Origin of the sequence: Bacillus sp. WMMC1349, from assembly GCF_013155385.1 — a bacterium.
Lineage (GTDB): Bacteria > Bacillota > Bacilli > Bacillales > Bacillaceae > Bacillus.
This window is the reverse complement of sequence record NZ_JABJUQ010000008.1, coordinates 1-25179: the sequence shown is the minus strand read 5'-3', so window position 1 is coordinate 25179 and position 25179 is coordinate 1. Positions and strand designations below refer to the sequence as shown.

Below are 25179 nucleotides of genomic sequence, written 5' to 3'. Positions count from 1 at the left end.
GTGGGAATATGAAATTTATAAAAAGTATGCAGCCGTTTATAGATGATATCTTACTTATTATAGGGATGATATTCATTTCTACTGCCATATATCGAATAAATATCAACGCGGGTTTGATTGCGACCGGTGTTTTTTTATTTTCTCTTGCTGGCTTGTTAGGTGTAGATAGGCAGCGTAAGGAGGAAGGAGGGGATTAGATGCTATTAAGCCGTTTAAAGGGCGGGGTCAAGAATGAAATCGCAGAAGAGGATAGCGGCTCCCTTCTTCATCCAGCCAATTGGTTTAGAAATATTTTTGCTGGCACTGAAACCTCATCAGGTGAAAGAGTATCATCAAAAACAGCTGTTCTTCATCCCGATGTTTATGCATGTGTCATAGTTTTGGCGGATGATATCGCGAAACTGCCAATCAAACTTTTTCAGAATAAAAACGGCAATATCAAACAAGTCCAAAATGATATTAGTGAGATGATTCTGAACAAAGTCAATGATTATATGACAAGTTTTATTTGGAAAAGGCTTTTGGTCACAAGGCTTTGTACTTGGGGGAACAGTTACAATCTTTTGCTTTTTGATAAAGACGGAAATGTGACTGGAATCAGACCTTTAAACCCTGAGGCAACAAATACAAATATTGACCCTAATAACGGTCGGGTTTGGTATTCAACCACGATTGACAGCAAATATCGTGAGTTTTTTTATGAAGAAGTTCTGCATTTTAAAAACCTTTCTCTTGATGGAATTGTGGGACAAACTCCGATTTCAGTTATTCGTGACAATATCGGATCAAATCGAGCTGCCACAAAATTCAATGCAAAATTTTATAAAAATGGTGGCGCTCCGTTTGGCGTTGTCAAAGCACCAACTCTATTAGATAGAGAAAGTAAAAAAATTGTGAGAGAAGACTGGGAGCGTGTAAATGCGGGTCAGTCTATTGCAGTCCTAGACGCTGGTCTCGACTATTCACAAGTAACCATGCCGATGAAGGATGCTCAATTTATTGAGTCCATGAAATGGAACCGTCAGCAGATCGCATCTATTTATAAGGTACCACCACATAAAATAGGTGAACTTGATCGAGCCACTTTCTCTAATATCGAACAACAATCATTGGATTATGTCAAAACGACGTTACAACCTTTAGTGACAAATATAGAACAAGAATTGAACGATAAAATATTGACAGAAAACCAGTTAAAAAGTGGTTATTACTTTAAATTTAACCTAGAATCAGAACTTCGTGGAGATAGTAAATCTCGTGCTGAGTTTTATAAAACGATGCAAAGTGTTGGCGCTTTTAGCGTAAACACAATCCTTCAAAAAGAGGACATGACCGGAATTGGAGATATTGGGGATGAGCATTATGGGAATTTAAATCTTGTTCCTCTTTCAATTATGAAAGAATATCAATTGAACAAAGTAAAAGGGACATCTGATGAACAGAAGGGGGGTGATGGCAACGAAGAAGAAAAACAAGTATTGGAACATGAAGATTCTGAATGATTCTACTGCTGAAATCACACTTTATGGCTCAATAACGGGTGAAGGATGGTTTAGTGAGAGTTCTTCTAAAGTTTTTCAGTCAGAATTGAAAAGTTTAGGTGATGTAAGCTCTATTGATTTGTACATTAATTCACCTGGAGGAGATGTCTTTGAGGGCCAAGCGATTCATTCAATGCTTAAACGTCATAAAGCTAAAATTAATGTTTATGTGGATGCACTGGCTGGAAGTATTGCCTCAGTTATTGCAATGGCGGGGGATAACATTACAATGCCAAGTAACGCCATGATGATGATTCATAATCCTTACATGGGAATGGTCGGGAATGCAACAGAATTTCGAAAGGCTGCCGATGATCTTGACAAGATCACAGAAAGTATTGTTTCGACATACCTTGATAAAGCTGGTGACAAGCTGGATGATGTTACTTTACATCAATTACTTGATGAAGAAACGTGGCTGACAGCTGATGAAGCATTACATTATGGTTTGATTGATGAGGTCTCAGAATCAAAGGATGTAGCAGCCTGTATTGATCATCAAATTTTGGCACACTTTAAACATGTGCCAGGAAAGATAGTTGCTAAAACAGTTGCTGAAAATTCGGCTGAAGAAGCAGGATTGGATGAATTACAAAAACAAAAAATTGATATGAAACTTGAACTCTTAAATCTTTAAGGGTTCTTTTTTAATGCCACTTTTAAGGAGGACAAGAATTTGAAACCGAAACTATTAAAACAAAAAAATTTTTTATTGAAACTAGATATTCAATTTTTTGCTGGAGGTGGAATGTCTAAAAAAGAACGGGAGTTACGCCAAACGCTAGCAGAAAAGCGTACAGAAATTGAAGCATTGACAGACAAAGGGAAAATTGATGAAGCTAAAAAACTACTTTCTGAAGCTCAACAAATAAAAGAGCAGATCCAGACATATGAAGAAGTCCGAAATATGCAAGTCCCTTATGAACAGGAGCAGACATCACAAGATTCAGTAGCAACTGGTCAACAGCCAACAGATGATATCGCCAAAACGGAAGTAAAGAACCATGTTCAGCTTTTTGCGTCAGCTCTTAAATCTGGAACAATACCGAAACCTCTTTCCGCAATGAAAGAAGGTGTGGATGAAGATGGCGGTCTTGTTGTTCCGCAAGATATTTCAACGAAGATCAACGAAAAACGTAGACAATTTGATACACTGGCTAATCTCGTTGATGTCATTCCGGTATCTACAAATAAAGGTTCACGAGTGCTTGAAAAACTAGCAGATATCACTCCATTAGCAAACCTTGAAGAATTAGCGGATATTACGGAACTAGAGAATCCTAAATTTGAAAACATTAAATATAACATTAAAGATTATGCAGGAATTTTGGTTCTTTCTAATGATTTGCTTTCAGATACACAAGAAGCGCTTCTTCAATATTTGACCAATTGGCTCGCTAAGAAATCAGCTGTTACGCGTAATACGTTGATTATTAAGCAATTAGGAACACTCGTAAAAACAGCAGTTTCAAAGCAAGACGATATTAAAGATATTTTGAACGTCAAGCTTGATCCAGCTATCAACGCCACAACCTCTTTTATTACAAATCAATCAGGATTTAATGTTTTGGATAAATTGAAGGATGCTTTTGGCCGGTACTTACTACAGCCTAATCCAACAGATCCGACTAAAAAACTTTTATTCGGAAAGCCTGTGTCCGTTATATCTGATAAATATTTGCCAAACGGTGGTACAAAAGCAGCGCCAAAATATCCGTTGATTGTCGGTGATCTTAAAGAAGCTGTTAAACTATTTGACCGTCAGCAATATTCCATTTTAACGACAAATGTTGGCGGTAAAGCATTCTATCGTAATTCTACAGATATGCGAATCATTGAACGTGAAGATGTTGTTCTTTGGGATACTGATGCTGTTGTGTTTGCAGAGTTTTCATCAATCAAAGATGCAACTCCAGACAATGGGGTTCCAAATCCCGGTTCTGGTGAGAACAAATAATAGGTGAATGAAAGCTAGGTGATGCCCAATGACAGAAATTGAGCAAAAAGAACTTAAAGAAGCGAAAAAATTTCTCAGGGTTGATGGTGATTTGGAAGATGATTTAATCCTGGGATTTATCGCTTCGGCGAAGGAATATATTACAGCTGCAACTGGTTTAAAGTTCCCAAATCATTCAGCACGAGCTGATATGTGTGTAAAAGCATTTGTAACGCATTGGTATGAAAACAGGGAAGTAGCTGGCACAACTTCAAACCTTGATGGGGTGCTAACGATGATGATCAATCAATTAAAATATACGGTTTCGGAGACTGGTTCCAATGTTGAATGACATGCGGTATCGGATTGAATTTCAACAGAAAAAAGAGGGCGGGCGCCTCCCTGTGGAAGGTAAGTATGAAACTGTTGTGGAATGCTGGGCCAAAGCTGAGGGATTAAAAGGCCGAGAGTATTATGCAGCGGCAGCTGTTCAGAAAGAAAAAACTATAAAATTTACAATTCGTCACCGTGAAGATCTTAACGAACATATGCGAATTCTTTTTCAAGATCAACCATACGAGATTGAATCAATTTTGCCGAACTATTCTCGGAAACATTTCACCACAATAAGGGCAAAGGCGGTGGAATAATGGAATTTGAAATGGAGATGCAGGGCTTTAAAGAATTAGATTCATATTTAACTGACCTTGCAAGGAAAGATGAGTCAATCAATAAAGCAGCCGTAAAAGCCGGGGGTGCTATTCTTGCCAAAGAAATAGATAAAAATGCACCTCGATCTGATATTGGGGGCAGTCATCCCCATATTGATGAGGATATTATTGTTGGAAACCGTACTCGAAAGGATTTGGATGGTGAAATCTATGCTGTTGTTGGACCTACTAAAGACACAAAATTCCGTGTTCACTTACCGGAATTCGGAACCATTCATCAGCCAGCTAATCCATTTATTCAGCGAAGTATGAGAAGCGCAAATGAAAGAATGTTACAAGCGATGGCAAGCGTAATTAAAAGAGGGTACAAGCTATGAATGTAGTAGAAAGGTCTTTACTACTGAAAAACAAAGTATTTGAAGCGTTGGAGAATGATCCAGCGCTTTTATTATTGGTGAAACCATCAAATATTTTTGAACTAGCTGTACCAATTGGGATCAAAAGTAAGCCAGCCTATATTGTTGTACAGGAACTAGAGTATAGAGCTACTCAGTGGGCTGATGGCAAGCCAATAAAGGATACTCCGTTATGGTCAGAAAATCACGATTAATTTAACTTATATTCAGTAATGATAATCTCTGCTGGTTGAGAATATCGAGATGGTTTAGAGAAAGTTTTTACATCAACTTTTACGTAATCAAATACTGCGTTGATAGCTGATTTCTTTTCAATGTCATCTAAATTAACCCATTCACTTTGAATATTTTCAATGAAAAGGGCAAGCTCTTCAAGTGTTACAGATTCAGAATCAGTTTTGATTTTTTGTAAAAGTTTTGATTGCATATTTGAATAATTCTCTAACATTTCTCGATATTCTTTCTTTGTTAAGTCACCTTCAATATAAAGTTCTTTTGCACGCTTTTTCTTTGCATCTAATTCATTTACTTTTTTCTTTATATTACCCATATCATCTTTTGTCTCATCTGTTTCTAATTTGTCTTTAAAACCAGTTAGTTTTAACAAGTTTAAGAATGTTTTTTCCAGTGAATCTTGTCCAAATTGCGGGAGATCGCATATTCCTAATGAGTAATGTCCCTTGCATTTATAACCGTATCTAACGCTACCATCTTTTCGGTATTTAGGAGAACCCATAAGTGGATTACCACAACGAGCACATTTAAAAACACCACTAAATAAATATGTGTATTTCCGGTATGATTTAGTATTGTTCTTTTTTCTTATATCCATCGATTTATGGACTTGTTCCCATAATTCTAAAGAAATGATTTGTTCAAAGCTTTTTTGCGCGATATCAGTATAAACCTCTTCTCCCCAGCGTATTTTTCCAATATAGATCGGGTTGTTTATTATGCTTAATATTCCTGCACGTTGAAATAATGAACCACTTCTTGTTCTAAATCCATTTTTATTTAGGTATCGCGATAATGCACCGGCTCCTAGAGATATGGAGCGTTCAAATATTAACTTTACAAGTTTAGCTTCTTCTTTATGTGTAACTAATTCTCCATTTTTTAATCTATAACCATAAGGAACTTTCCCACCATTAAATTTTCCTTCTTCAGCACGCTTTTTCATAGCATCTTTGACACGTTCTGAAATTGTTTCTCTTTCCCATTGTGCTAAAGTGGCTACTAATGTTATAAACATTCGCCCAGTAGCGGTGGTTGTGTCAAATATCTCCATAGATGATTTGAATTTCACATTATACCTATCCATCTGTTTTAGTATTTCGTATAAATCTACAACTGAACGAGTGAAGCGGTCTAAGCGATAAACCAAAATTATGTCAAAAGTTTTCGATTTCATGTCATTAAGCATTTTTTGAAAAGCTGGTCGCTCTGTATTTTTAGCAGAAAATCCTTCATCAGTATATACTTCTTTTATTTCCCACCCTTGAGAAAGAGCATATTGCTCCAATCTTTCTTTTTGCAGATCTAATGATATTCCTTCTTCTGCTTGTAGATCAGTAGAGACCCTTGTATATATCACACATTTCATCCTTATTCTCCTTTATCAGAATGTATGTTCTTTTGGTTGTAAAAGAAGAGCGGGTAGTCTCCCGCGTTGGTAAATTATGAATTAATCAATCGGCGCACAACTCCATACGTATTTTCCCGTTATTGTAATTTCAGGACATTCAAAAGGATTGGTGCAATCAAAAATAAAAGGTTTTTGTTCAGGATTGTATGAGTCTGGCTCAAGAATAATGCTGTTGTTTGTTTGGTAAAATCTTTTCAGTGTTGTTTCATAACCATTGATACGGACAGCTACAATATCACCGTTTGCAACTTCTTTAGTTTTAGTATCTATAACAGCATAAAAACCATTAGGCACTATTTTGTTCATGCTATCTCCTTCGATTTTCAAAGATACGAGGTTTTCCAAACCATACATTTTAATTAATTTATCAGGGATTGGAAGGCTACCTATGATATTGTCATCTGCCCATTTAGGGCAACCTGCAGGAATAGATCCATATATAGGAACTGTCTCTGTCATCGGAACAATACTACTATGCGTATTTTGTTCGCCCACATTGTCAAAAATCAATTCGGCTGTGCTAACTCCTAGTTTTCTTGCTAGCGTTTCAATTGTACCTGTCTTGGGAGTTCGTTCCCCTCGCTCCCAATACCCTATTGTGACATCAGAAAAGCCAAGTCGCTTTCCGAATTCAGCTTTAGAAAGTCCTAACTCTGTTCTAATCCTTGCTATGTTTTTGGCGAAGTTTATTTTTTTCCCCATTTTTTCACCTCCTTGTTATTTATGTTGTTATTATAAAACAAAATGTTAGCTATAGCAAACATACAGTTAGAAAAAACAACGCAAATATATAAAAATGGTGTAAAAATCGTTGACATCTAATAAAATGTTAGATATTATTAACGTGTGAGGAGGTGAGGTAAATTGGAATATAAAATTGCAAGAACTCCAAAAGAATGGAGGGCGCGTTTAAATTTAACTCAAGACGATGTAGCTAAAGCCTTAGGTATTCATAGAACTACTTACTCTTCGTGGGAGAGAAATCCGCAAAAGATGGAGATAGAAGAAGGTGTGGCACTAGCTGATGTATTTGGGTGTGACTTTTCAGAAATCATTTTTTTTAAACTAAAACCTAACAAAATGTTAGATATAGAGAGGGATGTTTCTTAATGAAAAAAAACAAATCAGTTGAATCAATTGTTCTTAGCGGAAAGTATGCTATTACATTTGTTCAAGAGATAAGACCGAGCATGCATTCAATTATTAAAGAACGAAAGGCAAAACAAAAAAAGGAGATTTCATAAATGAATGAATTACAAACGTTTAATCATAAAATTTTTGGAGATTTACCTGTAATGATAGTGGATGGAGTTGAGTGGTTTGGAGCAAAGGAAATTGCTAAAGCATTAAGCTTTTCGAAACCACATAATGCAATTCAAAACCATGTTGAGGAAGATGACTCCGCGGTCCACGGAGTCATCGACAGAATAGGAAGAAAACAAAAGAAAAAGTTCGTAAATGAATCAGGTTTATACGATTTAATATTTGGAGCTGCAAAACAAGGGAACAATCGAGAAATTAAAGAGAAGGCAAAAAAATTTAAACGATGGGTAACCTCTGAAGTGCTACCTATAATTAGAAAAACGGGCGGATACGTTAATAAAGGTAACGAAGAACAATTCATTAAAAACTATTTTCCTAGTTTCAGTGATGAAGTAAAGCAAGCAATGGTGCTAGATTTGCGAAATCAGAACAATCAACTAAAAAAGCAAATTGAGCAAAACAAACCTAAAGTTCTGTTTGCGGATAGTGTGTCAGCATCCAGTACATCTATTTTGGTGGGGGAGCTTGCAAAACTATTAAAACAGAATGGAATTGAAACGGGACAGAAACGATTTTTCGCATGGTTAAGAGACAACGGATATTTAATAAAGCGAAAAGGGACAGATTACAACATGCCAACTCAAAAGAGCATGGAAAGTGGATTGTTCGAAATTAAGGAAACATCTATAACACATTCAGATGGTCATATCAGTATCAGTAAGACACCTAAAGTCACTGGCAAGGGTCAAGTATATTTCATCAATAAGTTTCTAACGAAAGAAGAGGCGGTTTCATAATGTCAAATCAATTGCAGGTTATAGATGGTATTCAAAAGGAAAAGGTGGATTATTATTCGATCTATCGAAAAATATTTTTAAATGAGCTATACGAAGGATTGGCACAATGCGAAAGCCAGGGATCTATTGAAAGAGAGACCCTCAAAAGAGTTGTCTTTAGTGGTTTAAAAATGATTAATAGTGAGGACATGCCTGAAACATATGAAGACGTACTAACGAGATTTCACATTATTGGCTCTATCAATACAATGATAGGTTGGTTAACGCCAAGGGAATTGATGCAGATGTTCCCGGTCGAAAAGCATTATGACGGTGATAAATATGAAATGAAAGACTATTTTTACACAATGCGAGTTATTGAAGAAAAGGGACTAGACAATTGCATTGGAACAGAACGAGAAGTATTTGACTTTATTTCAGATTATCAAAACTCGGATATTACATCATTTATGATCGAATCGCTATCAACAGTCAGTGCCTTACGAAGAGCAGAAGGACAAAAAGGTTTGTTAGAAGAGTTTGCTGAGGAAAAGGGGATTGATACTTACACAATGGGGACTGATCACAGAGGAAAGCAAGTATTGGTTAACAATACAACTGGTGAAGTGCAGAGAGTGATAAAGAAGCGTCCGAGATATATACAGCCAGTAGATTAGGTCATTACTGACCAACTAAAAGGAGGTGGGTAAAGTGAAGATCAAAACAAAAGAATGGCTTGCTCTAAGCGAGGCAGAACGTTTTATGAAGATTTATCAGGCTTTTGTGAAGAAGCATATCTAAAAGTTAAAGGAGAGAGAATAAATGGCTAATATGAAATATCAAATGCCAGTTACATTAGAAAAAGGTAAGGCCTGGGCAGCTGTCTGGATTAAAGGGTTTGAAATAAAAAATAGAAATGCTTTTTCCATGGGTGATGCTAAAGAAAGCCAGCTCAATCTTGAACTGACTTTTAACAGTAATGATTATTCTACAGAAAAATATACACAGTTTATAAATGATCTTATTAGATTTCTTAATGAGCATGGTTGGACTGAAGGAAAACAATATTAATTTAAACCGAGCCTTTGTTTTAAATAATCTTGTGCAATTCCAGCCATTAACGACACTGAAATACTTGCAAGACCTTTTGTTTTTTCTTTAGTAGCTTCCCATATTGATGTCTCTCTTATGTTATCAAGAAATACATGGCCATCCCAGGTCAAATGACCTAGGATTAAGCCACTTAGTGAATCATCAGATCGTATTGCTTTACCTTCGATAAAATTGGCATCAATTAGCTTTAAAATAGCGTAAAACGAGGTTTCTTCTCCAAACTTTTGAACGGTTTGAAGTTCTCTTACCTCGCTAGTATTTAGCTGGTCGTTCAATGTAAGTTTTTCTTCTAATTCAAGAAGGATTTCTCTTACACAATCGTGATCAAGTTTCATAGTTTCACCCCCTATCTTACAGGAACATTATACCAAAGAGGAGGATAAGCATGAATTTAAATCGATTTCTAAAGTCTGATCAGGAAAGAGCTGAAAGGCTAATCAAATCAATGGATTTTCTAATCACTGAACTGTTACCAGATGCTATTGAGGACGGAGATTATGAAGGGTGTATTGAAATAGCAGGGTCGATGATTGCCCATTGTAAGGATCTTAAACGGATGGAGCATCCAGAACAAGTTGTTCAGCTGCATGAAATAGCGTCCCAACTCTTAAGTAAAGGGATAGACGTTTCAACTGTAAGGAGGGCGTATCAATGAATATCGAGCATCCAATCATTACAGAAATCAACCGTTACGGTTATCCGTTGGAATATTTGAAGTATGAAAAAGAGAAAGACAACGAAGAGGAAGACAATTAAAAAAGTTCACTCTGCCAAGTGAACTTTAGGGAAGTGATTTTTTAAGAAAGAATATTTAAAGCATATCGAATATTTTTTGAAAAATCAAGGGAGGAAACAAATTAATGAGTAGTCTTCCAGAAACAGAACAAGTGTTAATCGATCAGGTCGAAGAAGAGGAAAAGGATTATGAAGTGTTTGAGGTGACTGACCTAGAATCAGCAGCCGAAGCACAACGGCGCATCACTTACTTTAAAGGGAAACAATCAGAAATAGATGCAGTGGCTGAAAAGCAGCTTGAACGCCTCAGAACTCAAATTGAACGGGTTGAGTTTTGGCGTGATGAGTCTAAAAAACCATATGTCGAGCGTGAAAACTTCTATATCCATAGACTAGAGCGATACATGCGGGAAGAAGTCAGAAGGCAGATTGAAAGTGGCAAAAAGCCATATAAGTCAATCAATCTACCGTATGGAAAAATTAAGCTTACCAAGCAGCAGCCGGAATATCAACGTAATGAAACCGACTTGTTGAAATACGCGGAAACAAAAGGGTTAGTCAAAATTAAAAAAGACGTTGATTGGGCATCCATTAAAAAGAAATCTTCAGTTTTCGGGGACAAGCTAATAGACGCAGATGGCGAGATTATTTCAGGTGTGACAGTGGTTGATAGGGAAGATAAATTCACAGTCGAGGTGAACGAATAATGAATATTTATCAAAAGCTGATCGAGGTCAGAAAGGCGATCCCGTATCTCCAAAAAGAAAACAAAGGAAACCAGTACGAATATGTCGGATCAAGTCAGGTTTTAGGCGCTATCAGAGATGAATTAGACAAACAAACGCTTTTACTGATTCCGAAAATTGTAGACAAACGCATCTTAACAGAAACAGTTGAAAGTAAAGATAAGTACGGCAATCAGAAAAAGAAAACGACATATTTCACAGAATTAGACCTTGAATTTATTTGGGTGAATGCAGAAAATCCCGAAGAAACGTTGACTGTCCCTTTTTATGCACAGGGTGTTGATATAGCAGGAGAAAAGGGAGTCGGTAAGGCTTTGACATACGCTGAAAAATATTTTCTTTTGAAACAATTCAACATTCCGACAGATAAAGACGATCCAGACGCATTTCAACAAAAAGTAGAAGCGACAAAACCACCTGAAATGATCACACAGGAGCAAAAGGATGAAATTCAATCCCTTGCTCAACATTATATTGAATTGCGTGGACAAGGCGATGTGAAGACCGTTATAACAGCTCTTGACATCAAAGATATTAACAAAATCAATAAAGGGCAAGCTGACCATTGTATCTATCTACTTAAAAGATGGGTGGCTAAAGCAGAGAAAGAATTAGCATAACAAGAGGGTGATTTTATGGGCGGAGCGTTCCAAACAAGTAGAGACATTTTTACAAGCGATATATGGCAAAACCCAGTCGAATTCCGTCTATTCTTCTTTATTTATGGAAATGCAGTTTTTTCGGAAGAGGGGCAACGAAAAGGCGATGTTTTGGTGAAGCGCGGTCAATTTTTAAGATCATATCGAAATTTACAAAAAGACTTGCAGTATATCGAAAATAGATCGGTCAAACAGTATTCACTTTCGAGGATCAAAAGGGCGGTTGATCGACTGATTAAAGAAAATCGTTTGAAAATCGAGGACACCGAACTTGGAACGCTCTTCACTGTCGTAAATTATGAGGTATATCAGGGGTTAGAGAACTACAAAAAAGGCAACTTGGAACGGAGAGAGAACGCAGATGGAACGGAGACGGAACGCAGATGGAACAATAATAAGAATGTAAAGAAGGTAAAGAAGGAAAATAATAATAATAATAAACGTTTGGTTTTTGATGAAAAACAAATGCAGCTGGCTGAATTGCTTTGGAAACATGTCCATATAAACGCCCCTGACATGAAACAACCAAACCTTGATAAATGGGCTAATACAATTCGACTGATGATGGAACGTGACGGACGCACAGGAAAAGATATTCAAGAAGTGATCTTGTGGTCTACTAAACACGAATTCTGGTACAAAAATATTTTAAGTGCTGATAAATTGCGAAAACAATATGCCAGATTAGTAGTTCAGAAGAATGAAGAAGAAAGAAGGGGAACGAGAAATGGCAACCAACAACCGTACGGACAAAGCTATGGAGAAAATACTGAAGAAGCTTCAGGAAAGGTCAGCTCAATCTTTGGTGGAAGAGTCGGACGCCTTAGAAAAAAAGGGTGAATATGACTGTCCCACTTGTAAGGATGAATTGGGTTATCTAGAAAACAGGGACGGCATTGAGGTGTGGGTACGCTGTAAATGTGTTGAGTGGCGTCGAATTAGGAAATTAATGAATTCTAGTGACATAACTGCAGAGTTTGAGAAATTACAATTCAAGAATTTTGTTACGGAAGGGAAACACGGTCTGATCGTTGATGCTTACGATTGCGCTGTTGATTACTATAAGAATTTCGACAGTATCAAGGATAAACGTAAAAACAGCATTGCCCTTTTGGGACAGCCAGGATCAGGAAAGACACATTTACTTACAGCCATATCAAATAAATTAATCAAATCGAAAAACGTGCCAGTTCAATACTTTCCATATGTCGAGGGCTTCAATGATCTGAAAGATGATTTTGAAAAATTGGAAGAGAAGCTACGGCGAATGAAAGAGGTTGATGTCCTTTTTATAGACGATCTATTTAAGCCTCTGAAGGGTAAACCTAGGGCAACTGATTGGCAGGTGGAACAGACATATTCAGTCATCAATTATCGTTATCTCAATCATAAGCCGATTCTCATTTCAAGTGAATTGGATATTGAGCAGCTTGTACAAATAGACGAAGCACTCGGCACACGGATTTATGAAATGTGTGAGAACTATATAGTCATCATCAAGGGTGACCGGATGAAATTAAATCATAGATTAGGAGCTTGGAAATGAAAAACTATCAAATCATTCCATTGATGCCGGGAGTTTACGAATTGTCGCCAAGGAAGACAGGGAAAGGCAAAGACCTGACACCAGTTATCAAAATGCTAGAAGAGAAAATGCGCGAAATGGAAAAAGCGATAAAGGAGAGCGCCTAATGGGTGTTTATATCATGCTTGATCATTGTAATTTTGATTGGAAGCCGGACGAAGTGGATGAAGTTGAATCTTACTGGCAGGGCGGTTTACCCATTGAAAGAATTGCAAAAATCGTTAAACGACCAGTGAAAGAAGTCTTTCTCTTACTCTATGACCGTGCGGAGTTGGGGCATATCAGGGAAAGAGAAGGCGGGATATTCGGTGCTTGAGCAAATAAAAGCTGCATTTGAGATCTTATTTCTGGCCGGATACAGAGAAAAACAGATTAAGCAATGGATACATGATGACGGGAGGTAAGGAGATTGAGAGAGATCAAGTTTCGAGGTAAACCGATTGAGGATTATGGCGATATTAAATGGTTTTATGGCGGTATCGACTTATACCATGATAAAAAATTAGCCTATATCAGTGCTCCTTATAACGGTCATATACAGGTAGAGTGGGCATCAATTGGACAATACACCGGATTGAAGGACAAAAACGGTCAGGAGATCTACGAGGGGGATGTCTACCATCAAGGCGACCTAAATATCTTGTACGTTGTTGTATATAAAGACACTAGTTTTATAGGTAAGCAAATAAGGGCCAGTAGTTATGCGGGTTTGGAATATTGGAAAGACAGAATCGAAGTTATCGGCGACATATATCGAAATCCTGATCTATTGGAGGTGGCGGAATGATTAAATTACCTGAAAATCCTTGCGCTATCTGTCGGAAAAATGAGGTAACTCAGTTATGTGATTTTGTAACAGCTTATGTGTGGACATCAGTTCATGGTGGTATTCATAGAACTTGTGATTTGCCAATGTGTAAGGAGTGTGCAAAATCACACGGCCCATTTGACTTTTGCCCATACCATGATGGATTAAGCAAAAAGCTTAAAGTTCCAGATAAAAAATTAATAAGACGGAAAAATCAGTATAAATCAAAAGAGTTAAAAGAATTGAGGGGCAACCAATGATCACCCTTAACATACCCGTTACACCAATGGGAGCCGTTCGAATGACTGGGCGTGGCAAATTCGTAAATAAAAACGCTCAACGATACTTAGCCTATAAAGATTTCATCAAGTGGGAAGCGCAGAAACAGATGAAAAGCGATCCTTTTGAATCGGGAGCACTCCATGTAGATATCACTTTCGTTATGCCGATTCCTAAAAGTTGGTCAAAGAAAAAACAGCAACAATCCATCAATACGCTGCATACCAAAAAGCCAGACATCGACAATCTTATAAAAGGCGTGTTCGATGCTCTAAACAAAATTGCTTGGAAAGATGATAACCAAGTTTCAAAAGTAACTGCTTGTAAAAAGTACGGTGAAAAGCCAGGAATCGAGTTCAGATTACAAGGGCGACAGAAGAATGGGAACAGCTAAGCGTCTGATTATACGCTATAAAAACGATTATAGGCGCACTGTGGGGCATAACACCCTATGGAGGAACATTGATAGTCTAATAGAGTTAAAACGTCGCTATGGCTTTTTAAACGACGATTTAGAGTATATCGAAATTGATGGTATTGAATACGATCTCGACAAGGTAAGGGCAGCGCTCGAAAAGCATGGTTATTCATGAGATTGAAACAACTTTCCGTATAAATGGGATTTCACACCGGAGAGTAAAATAAATAACGGCTTCATTTGTCGAATTTTGTCGAAAAAATGAGAGGGAGAATTTAAACATGTTAAATAGATCAATTATTGTTGGACGCTTAACTAAAGATCCAGAGTTAAGATATACCGGCTCAGGTGTTGCTGTTGCAGGATTCACACTTGCGGTTAATCGACCGTTCAAAAATCAAAATGGAGAGTCAGAAGCAGACTTTATAAACTGTGTGGCTTGGAGAAAGCAGGCTGAAAACGTCGCGAACTTTCTTAAAAAGGGATCATTAGCAGGCGTAGACGGACGATTGCAGACACGCAACTATGAAAACCAGCATGGTGGTCGGGTGTTCATTACAGAATTAGTCGCTGAATCAGTTCAATTTCTGGATACAAAAAACAGCAACCAGAATCAAGGACAGAACCAGAGACAACAGCAAGGAAATAGATTCCTAGATGACCCGTTTGCCAATAATGGAAAGCCGATTGATATAAAAGATTCAGATTTGCCGTTTTAAGGGGGATAAACATGATAAGGCGTGTTGTTCAGTGGGTGGCAACAAACTATGATTCTGAGAATCTACAGGTCATTACTGTTTTTGAAGAAGGCATAAATAAACAAGCTGCTAAAAATCAAACACCGTTCTGCAGGCGTCACAGGGTACTTTACAAAAGTAAAGGGGGGAATAAATATGAGTTCAAATAAAAATTGGAGATTGCCAGGGGAAGTGAAAGTTTGGAAGATGACAGAGAAAGAACGGTTGGCTTATATCAAAAAGTACCCAATTGTCTACCGAGAGTATTTAAAACCTTCACGTAATTTTATATTTGAAAAACAGAATTATTGGGAGGCATGGAAATGACACTCTTACAAGGGGAATTCCTAAATCTATACAAGGCAAAATTGAATACCAGTAAAAAAACATCAGAACAAATTAAAAACGAATTAACTGGGCTAGAACCAAATGAAGAAGAAATTCAAAATTGGCTTAAAATATATGGCTTAATTGCCGGAGTAGAGGTTATTGTCGCAAAAAGTTGGAGTGGAGACGGGTATTGTCTCGTTAACTGGCTAGAAAAAGATAGTGGAACAATAAAAGAGTTTTTCTACCACTTAGAACAAGATCCAATGTTCGGCTCCTATTTTGATGAACGAGAAGAGTTTGAGGAAGATTGGCAATCGGGAGAGTATTGTCCGGCCTGTTCAATTGTATTCAGTGATAAAGATGTTGAAATTATTGAGATAATTGTTCGTTAAAGGAGTTACGAAAATGAAAGAATGCTCAAATTGTGGTGATGAGTTTCAAACAGATGAAGGTTATCCAACTAATCAAGAAAATAGGTTTGAATGTTGTTGTTCATTAAATTGTTGGCTTGAGCTTATAGATGAAGCGCCTTGGAAAGAAGAAATTGACTAATTCACAGTTTAAGAAATTAACGGCATAGTGTTCAGTCGTAGTTGACTAAAAAATAACATAAGACGGGAAGGGAGAATCATGATCTATCTAATTATAGGAATCATTATTATTGCAGCACCGTTGATTTGGATAGAGTTTACCGAAAGACGTATTGAAAAATGGGAAAAAGAAAAGTAGAAGAATAGGAGGGATAGGATGTCTAAACAATTATCTTTTCTTCCAGCTGTGGATGAAAAAGCCGTCCGCAAAGTTGTCATCAAAGAATTGAAAAATTACCGTGCGCTTAAAGTCCAATTGGAGAACAAAAAGGAATGTTCATCTGCTGGCATAAATACTTTCCCTTCCCTCCGAGATTCATTAAATCTCAATGAACTCAAGGTCAAGCAGATGGAACGCGCCTTACAAAACAGCTTGGATGAAGAAGAACGGTTAATCATTGAAAAGAAATATCTAACTGCTGCAAGGGTAAAAGATATTCATATCTATATAGAACTCGGAATGAAAAAGGATACTTATTATGAAATCAAGCAACGCGCTATAAACCGTATAGCTACAGCACTCGGAATTATCTGAGTGCTTTTTTTATCGACAAAATCCCGACATTTTTCCGATAAAATGGGGGACAAAAAGGGGGACTATTTATGTCTGCATTAGCGATAACATTTACTTATCAAGAATATATGGGAGACGCGCCTTTCCCTTATCAATGGCGTATCCGGATACGGAACAAAGGTGTTGAGGAATGAAGCCGAACGGGAGGAACATTCTGAGCCTGGATAGCGCTAGTCTTGCGGCAGCCGTATCGGGGAATAGTATTTTCATTGTACCCATGATCTTACTATGCTTGGCTTCCTCCCGGGGTATGTGTAAGTTCAATTTTATTAAATATAAGCGTGTTAATGGACTTGGTTGATGTTCTCTGTAAACCGTGTCCAGTGAATCTCAGATAAGACGATTGATGGCAAAGGGAGCCTCTGAGTGTGGGCATGGTTTAGAAAGAATATAGCCAAGCGCTTTTCCGAAAGGGAGGGTGTTTTTTTATTTGAGGGAGGTATAAAAAGTGGATTTTAAAAAGGATTTAGCCAATATGAGTATATCTGACCTATTGGAAAGGGTAGTAAATGGTCCATATCAACCGTATCAATCAATCACAACTAAAGAGAAAATGGCACCACCTTTACTTCAAATTGAACTTGATGATATTGATTCTCCGCCACGTATTTTTTATAACGGTAAAAAAATTGACAAGATTATAAATGCAGATTTTTCATACTTAACTAGGGATGATTCAACGCTTAATCCAACGCATATTGACATTGAATTTGTCGATAAAGATAGCAAGTATGGAACAAAAGCAATCGTTTACAATCGATCTCTTTACAACCGAAGGAAGGATAACAATGCCACCTAAGCCGTTAAGGGAGTGTAAGGCCTATGGGTGTAAGGCACTAACTAGAGAAGCCTATTGCCATGATCATAAGCACATCAAGCAAGAGGAAACAAAACAATACAACAAACATTCAAGAGACAAAACAATTACAAGTTTTTATAAATCAACTGATTGGAAGCAAACAAGACAACTTGCTTTGTTAAGAGACAACTATCTTTGTCAGAGATGTTTGAGGGAACATCGCTTCATACCTGCTGACATGGTTCACCACATTGTGGAAGTAAAAGAGGACTGGTCCAAGCGTTTAGACCTTTCAAACCTTGAAAGTCTCTGTAATGCTTGCCATAACAAGGTTCATGGTGATCGAAGTAAGCTAGGGCAGTAGGATACCCCCCTACTAAAATCTTTGGAAAACAACCGTCTGGGGAACGGCGCGCCCTCTTCTGCAAACAAACACCGCTTTTCAAAGTTCCCGAAAAATACAAAATACCCTCTCGGCGATTTGCCAAGAGGGCTTGATATAAACGATTTGATTGTTAGTTTCATCATAGCATGTTTGACGGAAAAAACAAGCGAAAAAAGAAGATTTTTTTAACGAAATGAGGTGAAAAACATGCCGAGACCCGCAAAATCTGCAGCTCTTCAACTAATACAGGGTAATCCGAATAAAAAGAATACTGAGGAATTAGCCACCAGAGCTAAATATGAAAAACAAATGAAAATGCGTACTGAAAATATTAAGCCTCCTTCATGGTTGGATGATAAGGTAGCTAAAAAAAATTTAAACGGGTTGCTGCTTTATTGTCTGAAGTGGATCTCATCACAGAGGCGGATATCAACATGTTGGCCACCTATTGTAAGATTTACTCTCGATATATTTCTATTACAAAAAAAATTGATGAAGATGGCATCATGATAAACACAGAAGGGTGTAATGAAAATGGTCAGCCCATCAAGTCGGTTGGTGAAGAACATCCCCTTCTTAAACGCGAGAAAAATTATTATGATCAGATGATATCTGCGGCCAACCATTTTGGCCTTACACCGTCTGCACGTGCAAAACTAGCCATCACCAAAACTCAGGAAGAACGAGAAAAGACGGCAGCGGAAAAGGAGTTTGGTAATGTATGAATACAATTAAACAGTTTATGATTGACTACTCGCGCGATGTGATATCGGGTGAGATTGTGGCGTGTCAAAAACATATTTGGGCTTGTCATCGCTTTTTAAATGACATTAAGAGAGAAGGAACAAGGGAGTTCCCTTATATATTTGATGACGAGAAAGCTAGACGGTTTCTTTATTGGATGACTCAGTTTAAGCATACAAAAGGACCTCTCGCAGGAGAAAATATTGTCCCCGAACCAATCCAAATTTTTATTTTTGGCAATGTGTATGGGTGGGTTCACAAAGAAACAAGGTATCGCAGATTCACAAAAGTATATTGGCAAGTTGGACGTAAGAACGCGAAAACACAAAGTTTAGCTTGTGTTGCTTCTTATGAAGCTATGGCAAATGATGAAAATATGTCAGAGGTCTACATTGGGGCAACGAAAACTGAGCAAGCAAAAATATGTTGGAATGAGATCAAAGCACAGATTCTTCAGTGTGAGCTATTAAAAAAACCTGAGCAAAAATATAGGATTGCCTACGGGAAAATTGAACATCCAAAAACACAATCTAAAATTGAGGCACTCTCTAAAGATGCAGGGAAAACAGGAGATGGGTTCAATCCTCAGTGCGGAATTATAGACGAATATCACGCACATAAAACATCTGAAATATATGATGTACTTGTTTCTGGTATGGCTGCACGAAATCAGCCGTTAATGGTCATTATTACGACTGCCGGTTTTGAATTAAATAACCCTGCCTACCGCGTTGAATATGATTACGTGTCACGCATTTTAGATCCAAATAAAGTAGAAACAAATGAGCAGTATTTTGTGATGGTTAATGAATTAGACAAAGGTGATGACATTAAGGATGAGCAGAACTGGATCAAAGCCAATCCTATTGTTGCTAAAAATGAACATGGACTTAATTATCTGCGTGGAGAGTTGGAAGTTGCCTTGGCTGTACCAGAGAAAATGAGGAACTTTCTGACTAAGAATATGAATATCTGGGTTAACATGCGTGAAAATGGCTACATGGACATGCAAGCTTGGAAAGATTGTGGATCTGATCATTTTCCTGATCTATCCGGCCGGGAGTGCTATGTTGGAATTGACTTATCAAAACGAATTGACCTGACAGCCGTATCTTTTATTTTTCCGTTAGATGATGGGAGCTTTGCTGTAGAAAGTCATGGTTTTATGCCTGAAGATACATTCTATGAACGTATGAAGACAGATCATGTCCCTTATGACTTGTGGAGGGAGAGGAACTGGTTAACCGTTACTGATGGTGCTGTAGTTGATTATGACTATATCAGAGCTTATATCAAGAAAATGGAGAAAGAGAAAGGATGGAAAATTAAAGAAATCGGTTACGATCCATATAATGCGACACAGTTTGCTCAACAGATGGAGGCTGACGGATATGTGATGATTGAAATTAGGCAGGGAGTTGCCACACTTTCAGAGCCTACAAAAGACTTTCGCGAAAAAGTAAAGGCGAAAAACATCATCCATAATAAAAACGATCTACTGACATGGGCGATGGGTAATGCTGTTACAAAAGTAGATGCTCAAGAAAATATCATGCTGGACAAATCAAAGTCAACACAACGGATTGACCCTGCTGCAGCCCTTATTAATGCACATGTGAGAGCATCTCAAATTGATATGACGATTGACTTAAATGCTTATATCAAGTCAGGATCTTTCAGCCTGTAGGAGGTGGGAATATGAAATTTATAAAAAGTATGCAGCCGTTTATAGATGATATCTTACTTATTATAGGGATGATATTCATTTCTACTGCCATATATCGAATAAATATCAACGCGGGTTTGATTGCGACCGGTGTTTTTTTATTTTCTCTTGCTGGCTTGTTAGGTGTAGATAGGCAGCGTAAGGAGGAAGGAGGGGATTAGATGCTATTAAGCCGTTTAAAGGGCGGGGTCAAGAATGAAATCGCAGAAGAGATAGCGCTCCCTTCCCTTCTTCATCCAGCCAATTGGTTTAGAAATATTTTTGCTGGCACTGAAACCTCATCAGGTGAAAGAGTATCATCAAAAACAGCTGTTCTTCATCCCGATGTTTATGCATGTGTCATAGTTTTGGCGGATGATATCGCGAAACTGCCAATCAAACTTTTTCAGAATAAAAACGGCAATATCAAACAAGTCCAAAATGATATTAGTGAGATGATTCTGAACAAAGTCAATGATTATATGACAAGTTTTATTTGGAAAAGGCTTTTGGTCACAAGGCTTTGTACTTGGGGGAACAGTTACAATCTTTTGCTTTTTGATAAAGACGGAAATGTGACTGGAATCAGACCTTTAAACCCTGAGGCAACAAATACAAATATTGACCCTAATAACGGTCGGGTTGGTATTCAACCACGATTGACAGCAAATATCGTGAGTTTTTTTATGAAGAAGTTCTGCATTTTAAAAACCTTTCTCTTGATGGAATTGTGGGACAAACTCCGATTTCAGTTATTCGTGACAATATCGGATCAAATCGAGCTGCCACAAAATTCAATGCAAATTTTATAAAAATGGTGGCGCTCCGTTTGGCGTTGTCAAAGCACCAACTCTATTAGATAGAGAAAGTAAAAAAATTGTGAGAGAAGACTGGGAGCGTGTAAATGCGGGTCAGTCTATTGCAGTCCTAGACGCTGGTCTCGACTATTCACAAGTAACCATGCCGATGAAGGATGCTCAATTTATTGAGTCCATGAAATGGAACCGTCAGCAGATCGCATCTATTTATAAGGTACCACCACATAAAATAGGTGAACTTGATCGAGCCACTTTCTCTAATATCGAACAACAATCATTGGATTATGTCAAAACGACGTTACAACCTTTAGTGACAAATATAGAACAAGAATTGAACGATAAAATATTGACAGAAAACCAGTTAAAAAGTGGTTATTACTTTAAATTTAACCTAGAATCAGAACTTCGTGGAGATAGTAAATCTCGTGCTGAGTTTTATAAAACGATGCAAAGTGTTGGCGCTTTTAGCGTAAACACAATCCTTCAAAAAGAGGACATGACCGGAATTGGAGATATTGGGGATGAGCATTATGGGAATTTAAATCTTGTTCCTCTTTCAATTATGAAAGAATATCAATTGAACAAAGTAAAAGGGACATCTGATGAACAGAAGGGGGGTGATGGCAACGAAGAAGAAAAACAAGTATTGGAACATGAAGATTCTGAATGATTCTACTGCTGAAATCACACTTTATGGCTCAATAACGGGTGAAGGATGGTTTAGTGAGAGTTCTTCTAAAGTTTTTCAGTCAGAATTGAAAAGTTTAGGTGATGTAAGCTCTATTGATTTGTACATTAATTCACCTGGAGGAGATGTCTTTGAGGGCCAAGCGATTCATTCAATGCTTAAACGTCATAAAGCTAAAATTAATGTTTATGTGGATGCACTGGCTGGAAGTATTGCCTCAGTTATTGCAATGGCGGGGATAACATTACAATGCCAAGTAACGCCATGATGATGATTCATAATCCTTACATGGGAATGGTCGGGAATGCAACAGAATTTCGAAAGGCTGCCGATGATCTTGACAAGATCACAGAAAGTATTGTTTCGACATACCTTGATAAAGCTGGTGACAAGCTGGATGATGTTACTTTACATCAATTACTTGATGAAGAAACGTGGCTGACAGCTGATGAAGCATTACATTATGGTTTGATTGATGAGGTCTCAGAATCAAAGGATGTAGCAGCCTGTATTGATCATCAAATTTTGGCACACTTTAAACATGTGCCAGGAAAGATAGTTGCTAAAACAGTTGCTGAAAATTCGGCTGAAGAAGCAGGATTGGATGAATTACAAAAACAAAAATTGATATGAAACTTGAACTCTTAAATCTTTAAGGGTTCTTTTTTAATGCCACTTTTAAGGAGGACAAGAATTTGAAACCGAAACTATTAAAACAAAAAATTTTTTATTGAAACTAGATATTCAATTTTTTGCTGGAGGTGGAATGTCTAAAAAAGAACGGGAGTTACGCCAAACGCTAGCAGAAAAGCGTACAGAAATTGAAGCATTGACAGACAAAGGGAAAATTGATGAAGCTAAAAAACTACTTTCTGAAGCTCAACAAATAAAAGAGCAGATCCAGACATATGAAGAAGTCCGAAATATGCAAGTCCCTTATGAACAGGAGCAGACATCACAAGATTCAGTAGCAACTGGTCAACAGCCAACAGATGATATCGCCAAAACGGAAGTAAAGAACCATGTTCAGCTTTTTGCGTCAGCTCTTAAATCTGGAACAATACCGAAACCTCTTTCCGCAATGAAAGAAGGTGTGGATGAAGATGGCGGTCTTGTTGTTCCGCAAGATATTTCAACGAAGATCAACGAAAAACGTAGACAATTTGATACACTGGCTAATCTCGTTGATGTCATTCCGGTATCTACAAATAAAGGTTCACGAGTGCTTGAAAAACTAGCAGATATCACTCCATTAGCAAACCTTGAAGAATTAGCGGATATTACGGAACTAGAGAATCCTAAATTTGAAAACATTAAATATAACATTAAAGATTATGCAGGAATTTTGGTTCTTTCTAATGATTTGCTTTCAGATACACAAGAATTCACTTAACTCTTCAATATTTGACCAATTGGCTCGCTAAGAAATCAGCTGTTACGCGTAATACGTTGATTATTAAGCAATTAGGAACACTCGTAAAAACAGCAGTTTCAAAGCAAGACGATATTAAAGATATTTTGAACGTCAAGCTTGATCCAGCTATCAACGCCACAACCTCTTTTATTACAAATCAATCAGGATTTAATGTTTTGGATAAATTGAAGGATGCTTTTGGCCGGTACTTACTACAGCCTAATCCAACAGATCCGACTAAAAAACTTTTATTCGGAAAGCCTGTGTCCGTTATATCTGATAAATATTTGCCAAACGGTGGTACAAAAGCAGCGCCAAAATATCCGTTGATTGTCGGTGATCTTAAAGAAGCTGTTAAACTATTTGACCGTCAGCAATATTCCATTTTAACGACAAATGTTGGCGGTAAAGCATTCTATCGTAATTCTACAGATATGCGAATCATTGAACGTGAAGATGTTGTTCTTTGGGATACTGATGCTGTTGTGTTTGCAGAGTTTTCATCAATCAAAGATGCAACTCCAGACAATGGGGTTCCAAATCCCGGTTCTGGTGAGAACAAATAATAGGTGAATGAAAGCTAGGTGATGCCCAATGACAGAAATTGAGCAAAAAGAACTTAAAGAAGCGAAAAAATTTCTCAGGGTTGATGGTGATTTGGAAGATGATTTAATCCTGGGATTTATCGCTTCGGCGAAGGAATATATTACAGCTGCAACTGGTTTAAAGTTCCCAAATCATTCAGCACGAGCTGATATGTGTGTAAAAGCATTTGTAACGCATTGGTATGAAAACAGGGAAGTAGCTGGCACAACTTCAAACCTTGATGGGGTGCTAACGATGATGATCAATCAATTAAAATATACGGTTTCGGAGACTGGTTCCAATGTTGAATGACATGCGGTATCGGATTGAATTTCAACAGAAAAAAGAGGGCGGGCGCCTCCCTGTGGAAGGTAAGTATGAAACTGTTGTGGAATGCTGGGCCAAAGCTGAGGGATTAAAAGGCCGAGAGTATTATGCAGCGGCAGCTGTTCAGAAAGAAAAAACTATAAAATTTACAATTCGTCACCGTGAAGATCTTAACGAACATATGCGAATTCTTTTTCAAGATCAACCATACGAGATTGAATCAATTTTGCCGAACTATTCTCGGAAACATTTCACCACAATAAGGGCAAAGGCGGTGGAATAATGGAATTTGAAATGGAGATGCAGGGCTTTAAAGAATTAGATTCATATTTAACTGACCTTGCAAGGAAAGATGAGTCAATCAATAAAGCAGCCGTAAAAGCCGGGGTGCTATTCTTGCCAAAGAAATAGATAAAAATGCACCTCGATCTGATATTGGGGGCAGTCATCCCCATATTGATGAGGATATTATTGTTGGAAACCGTACTCGAAAGGATTTGGATGGTGAAATCTATGCTGTTGTTGGACCTACTAAAGACACAAAATTCCGTGTTCACTTACCGGAATTCGGAACCATTCATCAGCCAGCTAATCCATTTATTCAGCGAAGTATGAGAAGCGCAAATGAAAGAATGTTACAAGCGATGGCAAGCGTAATTAAAAGAGGGTACAAGCTATGAATGTAGTAGAAAGGTCTTTACTACTGAAAAACAAAGTATTTGAAGCGTTGGAGAATGATCCAGCGCTTTTATTTATTGGTGAAACCATCAAATATTTTTGAACTAGCTGTACCAATTGGGATCAAAAGTAAGCCAGCCTATATTGTTGTACAGGAACTAGAGTATAGAGCTACTCAGTGGGCTGATGGCAAGCCAATAAAGGATACTCCGTT

General features: G+C 37.6%; 42 protein-coding genes and 6 pseudogenes. 45 read left to right on the top strand and 3 right to left on the bottom strand.

Annotation, left to right across the window (positions count from 1 at the left end; genetic code table 11):
• The first annotated feature begins 8 nt into the window (after positions 1-8).
• The 8 genes and pseudogenes from HOO54_RS23240 to HOO54_RS23205 form a co-directional block, all read left to right on the top strand.
• Positions 9-197, top strand: coding sequence for a DUF1056 family protein (locus tag HOO54_RS23240; protein WP_172292194.1), 189 nt, complete (start codon positions 9-11; stop codon positions 195-197).
• Complete coding sequence (locus tag HOO54_RS23235) at positions 198-1502, top strand: phage portal protein (protein WP_172292196.1); 1305 nt, start codon at positions 198-200, stop codon at positions 1500-1502. It begins immediately after the preceding gene.
• Entirely contained in the window at positions 1453-2178 is a 726-nt protein-coding gene (locus HOO54_RS23230) for a head maturation protease, ClpP-related (protein ID WP_172292198.1), read from the top strand. The genes HOO54_RS23235 and HOO54_RS23230 overlap by 50 nt, the downstream gene beginning before the upstream one ends.
• A 39-nt stretch (positions 2179-2217) precedes the next feature.
• Positions 2218-3498 carry a phage major capsid protein gene (locus HOO54_RS23225; protein ID WP_253907589.1) on the top strand — a complete coding sequence of 427 codons (1281 nt, stop codon included), beginning with the start codon at positions 2218-2220 and terminating at the stop codon, positions 3496-3498.
• Positions 3499-3526: 28 nt separating this feature from the next.
• A complete protein-coding gene (locus HOO54_RS23220) occupies positions 3527-3829 on the top strand; it encodes a head-tail connector protein (protein ID WP_172292200.1) in 303 nt (100 codons plus the stop codon).
• A complete protein-coding gene (locus HOO54_RS23215; protein WP_172292202.1) occupies positions 3819-4127 on the top strand; it encodes a phage head closure protein in 309 nt (102 codons plus the stop codon). The genes HOO54_RS23220 and HOO54_RS23215 overlap by 11 nt, the downstream gene beginning before the upstream one ends.
• Positions 4127-4525 (top strand): HK97-gp10 family putative phage morphogenesis protein, encoded by a 399-nt coding sequence (locus tag HOO54_RS23210; RefSeq protein ID WP_172292204.1) that lies wholly within the window; start codon positions 4127-4129, stop codon positions 4523-4525. Before HOO54_RS23215 ends, HOO54_RS23210 begins: the two co-directional genes overlap by 1 nt.
• Positions 4522-4740, top strand: a pseudogene (locus HOO54_RS23205) (hypothetical protein); the annotation flags it as partial. The gene HOO54_RS23210 and the pseudogene HOO54_RS23205, both read left to right, overlap by 4 nt.
• Positions 4741-4754: 14 nt before the next feature.
• Here the strand turns inward: HOO54_RS23205 and HOO54_RS23200 are convergent.
• Together HOO54_RS23200 and HOO54_RS23195 are read right to left on the bottom strand one after the other, a co-directional pair.
• On the bottom strand, positions 4755-6167 hold the full coding sequence (locus tag HOO54_RS23200) for a recombinase family protein (RefSeq protein ID WP_172292226.1): 1413 nt from the start codon (positions 6165-6167) through the stop codon (positions 4755-4757).
• Positions 6168-6248: 81 nt separating this feature from the next.
• A complete protein-coding gene (locus tag HOO54_RS23195; RefSeq protein WP_172292228.1) occupies positions 6249-6911 on the bottom strand; it encodes a LexA family protein in 663 nt (220 codons plus the stop codon).
• A 162-nt stretch (positions 6912-7073) separates the two neighbouring features.
• Here HOO54_RS23195 and HOO54_RS23190 point away from each other — a divergent pair, with 162 nt between their 5' ends.
• From HOO54_RS23190 to HOO54_RS23175, 5 genes are all read left to right on the top strand, one after another.
• Entirely contained in the window at positions 7074-7319 is a 246-nt protein-coding gene (locus HOO54_RS23190; protein ID WP_172292230.1) for a helix-turn-helix transcriptional regulator, read from the top strand.
• Positions 7319-7453 (top strand): hypothetical protein, encoded by a 135-nt coding sequence (locus HOO54_RS24840; RefSeq protein ID WP_301539265.1) that lies wholly within the window; start codon positions 7319-7321, stop codon positions 7451-7453. The genes HOO54_RS23190 and HOO54_RS24840 overlap by 1 nt, the downstream gene beginning before the upstream one ends.
• Complete coding sequence (locus tag HOO54_RS23185) at positions 7454-8269, top strand: phage antirepressor KilAC domain-containing protein (protein ID WP_172292232.1); 816 nt, start codon at positions 7454-7456, stop codon at positions 8267-8269. It abuts the gene before it with no gap.
• Positions 8269-8925: a hypothetical protein gene (locus HOO54_RS23180; protein ID WP_216664702.1), complete on the top strand. Its 657-nt coding sequence runs from the start codon at positions 8269-8271 to the stop codon at positions 8923-8925. The genes HOO54_RS23185 and HOO54_RS23180 overlap by 1 nt, the downstream gene beginning before the upstream one ends.
• A 145-nt stretch (positions 8926-9070) precedes the next feature.
• Positions 9071-9319 (top strand): hypothetical protein, encoded by a 249-nt coding sequence (locus HOO54_RS23175; protein WP_172292234.1) that lies wholly within the window; start codon positions 9071-9073, stop codon positions 9317-9319.
• Here HOO54_RS23175 and HOO54_RS23170 read toward each other — a convergent pair.
• Complete coding sequence (locus HOO54_RS23170; protein WP_172292236.1) at positions 9316-9696, bottom strand: DUF2513 domain-containing protein; 381 nt, start codon at positions 9694-9696, stop codon at positions 9316-9318. The genes HOO54_RS23175 and HOO54_RS23170 overlap by 4 nt on opposite strands.
• Before the next feature lie 50 nt (positions 9697-9746).
• Here HOO54_RS23170 and HOO54_RS23165 point away from each other — a divergent pair, with 50 nt between their 5' ends.
• The 32 genes and pseudogenes from HOO54_RS23165 to HOO54_RS24985 all read left to right on the top strand — a co-directional run.
• Positions 9747-10016 carry a YqaH family protein gene (locus tag HOO54_RS23165; protein ID WP_172292238.1) on the top strand — a complete coding sequence of 90 codons (270 nt, stop codon included), beginning with the start codon at positions 9747-9749 and terminating at the stop codon, positions 10014-10016.
• 205 nt (positions 10017-10221) lie between these two features.
• The gene (locus tag HOO54_RS23160) at positions 10222-10803 is read left to right on the top strand and encodes a host-nuclease inhibitor Gam family protein (protein WP_172292240.1); all 582 of its coding nucleotides are present in this window, start codon (positions 10222-10224) and stop codon (positions 10801-10803) included.
• Positions 10803-11462, top strand: coding sequence for an ERF family protein (locus HOO54_RS23155; RefSeq protein ID WP_172292242.1), 660 nt, complete (start codon positions 10803-10805; stop codon positions 11460-11462). Before HOO54_RS23160 ends, HOO54_RS23155 begins: the two co-directional genes overlap by 1 nt.
• A 15-nt stretch (positions 11463-11477) precedes the next feature.
• A complete protein-coding gene (locus tag HOO54_RS23150) occupies positions 11478-12341 on the top strand; it encodes a hypothetical protein (RefSeq protein ID WP_172292244.1) in 864 nt (287 codons plus the stop codon).
• Entirely contained in the window at positions 12259-13047 is a 789-nt protein-coding gene (locus tag HOO54_RS23145; RefSeq protein WP_172292278.1) for an ATP-binding protein, read from the top strand. The genes HOO54_RS23150 and HOO54_RS23145 overlap by 83 nt, the downstream gene beginning before the upstream one ends.
• Positions 13044-13193, top strand: a complete 150-nt coding sequence (locus HOO54_RS23140; RefSeq protein WP_172292246.1) for a hypothetical protein — start codon at positions 13044-13046, stop codon at positions 13191-13193. Before HOO54_RS23145 ends, HOO54_RS23140 begins: the two co-directional genes overlap by 4 nt.
• Positions 13193-13402: a hypothetical protein gene (locus HOO54_RS23135; RefSeq protein WP_172292248.1), complete on the top strand. Its 210-nt coding sequence runs from the start codon at positions 13193-13195 to the stop codon at positions 13400-13402. Before HOO54_RS23140 ends, HOO54_RS23135 begins: the two co-directional genes overlap by 1 nt.
• Before the next feature lie 93 nt (positions 13403-13495).
• Complete coding sequence (locus HOO54_RS23130) at positions 13496-13873, top strand: YopX family protein (protein WP_172292250.1); 378 nt, start codon at positions 13496-13498, stop codon at positions 13871-13873.
• A complete protein-coding gene (locus tag HOO54_RS23125; RefSeq protein ID WP_172292252.1) occupies positions 13870-14154 on the top strand; it encodes a hypothetical protein in 285 nt (94 codons plus the stop codon). The genes HOO54_RS23130 and HOO54_RS23125 overlap by 4 nt, the downstream gene beginning before the upstream one ends.
• Positions 14151-14567, top strand: coding sequence for a RusA family crossover junction endodeoxyribonuclease (locus HOO54_RS23120; RefSeq protein ID WP_172292254.1), 417 nt, complete (start codon positions 14151-14153; stop codon positions 14565-14567). The genes HOO54_RS23125 and HOO54_RS23120 overlap by 4 nt, the downstream gene beginning before the upstream one ends.
• Complete coding sequence (locus HOO54_RS23115; RefSeq protein WP_172292256.1) at positions 14554-14766, top strand: hypothetical protein; 213 nt, start codon at positions 14554-14556, stop codon at positions 14764-14766. Before HOO54_RS23120 ends, HOO54_RS23115 begins: the two co-directional genes overlap by 14 nt.
• Positions 14767-14872: 106 nt before the next feature.
• Positions 14873-15310 (top strand): single-stranded DNA-binding protein, encoded by a 438-nt coding sequence (ssb, locus tag HOO54_RS23110; RefSeq protein WP_172292258.1) that lies wholly within the window; start codon positions 14873-14875, stop codon positions 15308-15310.
• Positions 15311-15321: 11 nt separating this feature from the next.
• Positions 15322-15498, top strand: a complete 177-nt coding sequence (locus tag HOO54_RS23105) for a hypothetical protein (protein WP_172292260.1) — start codon at positions 15322-15324, stop codon at positions 15496-15498.
• Positions 15485-15655: a hypothetical protein gene (locus HOO54_RS23100; RefSeq protein WP_172292262.1), complete on the top strand. Its 171-nt coding sequence runs from the start codon at positions 15485-15487 to the stop codon at positions 15653-15655. Before HOO54_RS23105 ends, HOO54_RS23100 begins: the two co-directional genes overlap by 14 nt.
• Complete coding sequence (locus tag HOO54_RS23095; RefSeq protein ID WP_172292264.1) at positions 15652-16050, top strand: hypothetical protein; 399 nt, start codon at positions 15652-15654, stop codon at positions 16048-16050. Before HOO54_RS23100 ends, HOO54_RS23095 begins: the two co-directional genes overlap by 4 nt.
• A 13-nt stretch (positions 16051-16063) precedes the next feature.
• A complete protein-coding gene (locus HOO54_RS23090) occupies positions 16064-16210 on the top strand; it encodes a hypothetical protein (protein ID WP_172292266.1) in 147 nt (48 codons plus the stop codon).
• 195 nt (positions 16211-16405) lie between these two features.
• Complete coding sequence (locus HOO54_RS23085; RefSeq protein WP_172292268.1) at positions 16406-16783, top strand: ArpU family phage packaging/lysis transcriptional regulator; 378 nt, start codon at positions 16406-16408, stop codon at positions 16781-16783.
• A 487-nt stretch (positions 16784-17270) separates the two neighbouring features.
• Complete coding sequence (locus tag HOO54_RS23080; protein WP_172292270.1) at positions 17271-17621, top strand: hypothetical protein; 351 nt, start codon at positions 17271-17273, stop codon at positions 17619-17621.
• Positions 17611-17985 carry an HNH endonuclease gene (locus HOO54_RS23075; protein WP_172292272.1) on the top strand — a complete coding sequence of 125 codons (375 nt, stop codon included), beginning with the start codon at positions 17611-17613 and terminating at the stop codon, positions 17983-17985. The genes HOO54_RS23080 and HOO54_RS23075 overlap by 11 nt, the downstream gene beginning before the upstream one ends.
• A 228-nt stretch (positions 17986-18213) precedes the next feature.
• A pseudogene (locus tag HOO54_RS24995) lies at positions 18214-18731 on the top strand (phage terminase small subunit P27 family).
• Positions 18728-20437: a terminase large subunit gene (locus tag HOO54_RS23065; protein WP_172299798.1), complete on the top strand. Its 1710-nt coding sequence runs from the start codon at positions 18728-18730 to the stop codon at positions 20435-20437. The pseudogene HOO54_RS24995 and the gene HOO54_RS23065 overlap by 4 nt, the downstream one beginning before the upstream one ends.
• An 11-nt stretch (positions 20438-20448) precedes the next feature.
• On the top strand, positions 20449-20637 hold the full coding sequence (locus HOO54_RS23060; protein ID WP_172292194.1) for a DUF1056 family protein: 189 nt from the start codon (positions 20449-20451) through the stop codon (positions 20635-20637).
• Positions 20638-21021 (top strand): annotated as a pseudogene (locus tag HOO54_RS25305) (phage portal protein); the annotation flags it as partial.
• A gap of 92 nt (positions 21022-21113) precedes the next feature.
• A complete protein-coding gene (locus HOO54_RS25300) occupies positions 21114-21314 on the top strand; it encodes a hypothetical protein (RefSeq protein WP_375335849.1) in 201 nt (66 codons plus the stop codon).
• Positions 21227-21943 carry a phage portal protein gene (locus tag HOO54_RS24595; protein ID WP_309244919.1) on the top strand — a complete coding sequence of 239 codons (717 nt, stop codon included), beginning with the start codon at positions 21227-21229 and terminating at the stop codon, positions 21941-21943. Before HOO54_RS25300 ends, HOO54_RS24595 begins: the two co-directional genes overlap by 88 nt.
• Positions 21894-22617, top strand: a pseudogene (locus tag HOO54_RS25295) (head maturation protease, ClpP-related). Before HOO54_RS24595 ends, HOO54_RS25295 begins: the two are co-directional and overlap by 50 nt.
• Positions 22618-22727: 110 nt before the next feature.
• A complete protein-coding gene (locus HOO54_RS24580) occupies positions 22728-23354 on the top strand; it encodes a phage major capsid protein (protein ID WP_253907843.1) in 627 nt (208 codons plus the stop codon).
• 56 nt (positions 23355-23410) lie between these two features.
• A complete protein-coding gene (locus HOO54_RS24575; RefSeq protein WP_253907842.1) occupies positions 23411-23941 on the top strand; it encodes a phage major capsid protein in 531 nt (176 codons plus the stop codon).
• 28 nt (positions 23942-23969) lie between these two features.
• Complete coding sequence (locus HOO54_RS23040; RefSeq protein ID WP_172292200.1) at positions 23970-24272, top strand: head-tail connector protein; 303 nt, start codon at positions 23970-23972, stop codon at positions 24270-24272.
• The gene (locus HOO54_RS23035; protein ID WP_172292202.1) at positions 24262-24570 is read left to right on the top strand and encodes a phage head closure protein; all 309 of its coding nucleotides are present in this window, start codon (positions 24262-24264) and stop codon (positions 24568-24570) included. Before HOO54_RS23040 ends, HOO54_RS23035 begins: the two co-directional genes overlap by 11 nt.
• Positions 24570-24967: pseudogene (locus tag HOO54_RS24990) on the top strand (HK97-gp10 family putative phage morphogenesis protein). Before HOO54_RS23035 ends, HOO54_RS24990 begins: the two are co-directional and overlap by 1 nt.
• Positions 24964-25179 (top strand): annotated as a pseudogene (locus tag HOO54_RS24985) (hypothetical protein); the annotation flags it as partial. The pseudogenes HOO54_RS24990 and HOO54_RS24985, both read left to right, overlap by 4 nt.